This is a genomic window from Terriglobus sp. YAF25 (assembly GCF_052113305.1).
Taxonomy (GTDB): domain Bacteria; phylum Acidobacteriota; class Terriglobia; order Terriglobales; family Acidobacteriaceae; genus Terriglobus.
This window is the reverse complement of sequence record NZ_JBFRCY010000535.1, coordinates 1-3297: the sequence shown is the minus strand read 5'-3', so window position 1 is coordinate 3297 and position 3297 is coordinate 1. Positions and strand designations below refer to the sequence as shown.

The 3297-nt window shown below is 58.7% G+C and carries 3 protein-coding genes; all 3 read left to right on the top strand.

The window, feature by feature from the left end; translation table 11 throughout:
- Nucleotides 1-682 (top strand): phytanoyl-CoA dioxygenase family protein (locus AB4043_RS19590; RefSeq protein ID WP_442307840.1); only part of this gene is annotated, 682 nt, incomplete at its 5' end.
- 81 nt (nucleotides 683-763) lie between these two features.
- A complete protein-coding gene (locus AB4043_RS19585) occupies nucleotides 764-2113 on the top strand; it encodes an MFS transporter (RefSeq protein ID WP_442302380.1) in 1350 nt (449 codons plus the stop codon).
- A partial coding sequence (locus AB4043_RS19580) for a glycoside hydrolase family 31 protein (protein WP_442307839.1) occupies nucleotides 2113-3297 on the top strand: 1185 nt, incomplete at its 3' end. The genes AB4043_RS19585 and AB4043_RS19580, both read left to right, overlap by 1 nt.

Below are 3297 nucleotides of genomic sequence, written 5' to 3'. Positions count from 1 at the left end.
CGCCAAGGGCGTTCAGACGGAAAACATCAGCCACCGCGGCAAGAGATACTTCATCAATAACCGCTACCGTCTCAGCTCCCGCCTGTGGCGTTTCGTCTTCAGCGATCTGATGGCACAAGTGGCAGCGGCCACGGTCGGTCCTGACGCCTATCTCTTCCACGAACAATGGGTGGTAAAGGGCGCCGAACAGGGTATGAAGTTCGCCTGGCACCAGGACTCCGGCTACGTGAAGTGGTACAACCCGACGACCCAGCACAAGCCCTACGTGACCTGCTGGTGCACGCTGGACGACGTCAGCGAAGAAAACGGCACCGTCTACCTGCTGCCCCACTCGCGTGGCGGAACCCAGCACAGCATCATCGACCACACCAAAGAAGACGGCACCAACGACCTGATCGGCTATACCGGCAACGACCCCGGTGATGCAGTCATCGTGCCCGCCGGAAGCATCGTCGCCTTCGACAGCTACGTCTTCCATCGCAGCGGGCCGAACAGGACGAACAACATGCGGCGGATCTATCTGCCGCAGTACAGCGCAACACCGATCGACCGTCCGGACGGTAAGCCCTGGGCCATGGCCACTCCATTTCTGAAGGATGGCAAAAACATCTACGACCACGCGGACGATACCCCGGAACAATACGGCCCCTTCCCCGAATCGTCGAAGGAAAAGGTAGCTTAGTCTTCGGCATAAAGGGCCGCTGGCGAATCTCCGTCAGCGGCCTTTATGCTTTGTAGCCGCTAGAAGAAAAGGGAGAAGGGTGTGCTGAAGACACGTCTAAGTTATGCTGCCAGCGAAGTCGCGGGCCAGCTCATCTTTTGCGTCGTCTCGTTTTACCTGCTGAAGTTCTATACCGATGTGTACGGCATCTCCGCGGCTGCGGCGGGAACCATTCTGCTGGCAACCCGATGCCTGGACGCGGTGGACGCGCCGCTGTGGGGCATCCTCTTTGACCGAACCCATAGTCCGCTTGGAAAGAGCAGGCCGTGGTTCCTATGGCTGTGTGGGCCGTTCGCCATCTTTGGCGTGCTTACCTTCCTCACGCCGCATCTCAGCGGAACGGCGAAGGTTCTCTACGCGGGTGTTACCTATGCCATCTGCAGCATCCTGTACACGGGTATTAATACGCCGGTCACATCGATCCTCTCCGGGCTGACTTCGGAATCCCGCGAGCGGGTCACGCTTACCACCTTCCGCATGTTCGGCTCAAAGCTCGCTGTCCTGTTCGTGAATCTGACCGTCCTGCGCCTGGTGGATCGGGCTGGAGGCGGTAATGACCGTAAGGGATTTTTGATTGTCATGTCCCTCTACGCCATCGGCTCCGTGCTACTTTATCTGACCGCATTTCGGAATCTGCGGGAGACCGTCGTAGAAGAACACAGGAAGATCGCCCTGCGCGAAAGCCTGCGCGCGATCCGTGGCAACCATCCATGGCTGATCACCTTCGCAAGTGGCCTCTTCTTCTGGATCGCCTTCATCGCCCGCATCTCGGCCGCGCCATACTTCTTTGAATACACGCTGCATCGCCGCGACCTCATCTCCGTCGCCAACAGTTTGGACTTTGTCTCTCTGGGAACAGTCTTCCTGCTTCCATGGCTCTGCCGCAAAACATCGAAACGCAACTTGTGGGCCGCAGGGCTGCTTGGCTGCGTCGCAGGACAACTCCTGCTTGCAGCCGGAGCACACGCACATTCCGTACCCCTCATATTGACCGGCTGGGGGCTTGGTTTCTTTGCCAGCGGCGCGGCGATGGCGATGCCCTTCACCATTCTTTCCGACAGTGTTGATTACGGCGAATGGAGGTGCGGCATTCGGGCAACCGGCTTTCTTACAGCTATCGGCTTCTCTTTCTGCCTGAAGGCGGGTAGCGGTCTTGGTGGTGCAATTCCCGCGTGGATTCTGGACCGTTATCACTACATCCCGCACGCCCAGCAGACGGCAGCGTCTTTGCACGGCATCAGCCTCAGCTTTGTATGGCTGCCGGCAATAGCCTATGCCCTGGCGACCATTCCGGTTCTCTTCTACCAGCGGTATGAGCGGCTGGAACCGCAGATCCGCAAAGATCTTGAGCTGCGCCGCGCCGCGGCCGTAGCCATGAGTGCGGGTATCTGATGTTTCAGTTTGAACGCCATTACGGCGATGCCATCTTCGTCTCGGGCACACACCGCCTTCGTCTGCGCTTCCCGACCGAAGCCACGGTCCGCGTCACGTACACGGAAGACAGCGCCTTTGCCGAGCGCACCTCCGCCATCGTCATAGCCCGCGAAGATGTGTCTTTCAACATTGCGGAGGAGCAGGAGCTCTATCGTCTCTCCACAAACGCGATCGAGGTCTTGATCGCGAAAGCGAGCGGAGCTCTAACAGTAGCGGATTCCCGGGGCAAAGTTCTTCTCAAAGAGCCTGGCCGGGGCGGCAAGTGGCTGACGCGCAAAAAGGTCTATCGCAGTTTCTTCTCCGCGACACAATCAATCGCCACTGACCAAAGCATCGACGGCGCGCGTGCAGCAGCGGAATCCTTCGAGACCCTCTTCGACCGCGAAGCCTTTGAGGCCAAGCTGGAGTTCTCCTTCGCCGACGACGAAGCGCTGTACGGTCTGGGATCGCACGAAGAAGGATACGGCAATCTTCGCGGCCGTTACCGCGAGCTGTATCAGCAGAATATGAAGGCGGTCGTCCCGGTACTGATCTCATCGCGGGGATACGGAGTCCTGCTCGACTGCGAATCGCTGATGACCTTCCACGACGATGCCCTGGGCTCTTACTGGTGGGCGGAGACCGTCGCAGAACTGGACTACTACATCTTCAGCGGAGACACCCTCGAAAAGCTCTATGGGCAGTACTACGCCCTAACCGGCCAGCCCACAATGCTGCCAAAGTGGGCTCTGGGATACGTGCAGTCTAAGGAACGCTACGTTAATGCCGAAGAACTCCTCGATGTCGCCGGAGAATACCGCAGACGCGAGATTCCTCTCGACTGTATCGTGCTGGACTGGAAGAGCTGGCCCAACGGCTCCGGTTGGGGCCAGAAGAGCTTTGACCCAATTCGTTTCCCTGATCCATCCGGCATGACCAAGGCGCTGCACGACATGGATGTGCGACTGATGGCCTCCATCTGGCCCATCATGACCGGCGGATGCGATAACCAGATCGAGTTACAGCAGAATGGCCAGGTGCTCGGCAATCAATCGACCTACAACGCTTTCGACGACGAGGCACGAGCCACCTACTGGCGGCAGGCCAAACGTGGACTCTTCGATCATGGCGTCGATGCATGGTGGTGCGACTGTACCGAACCC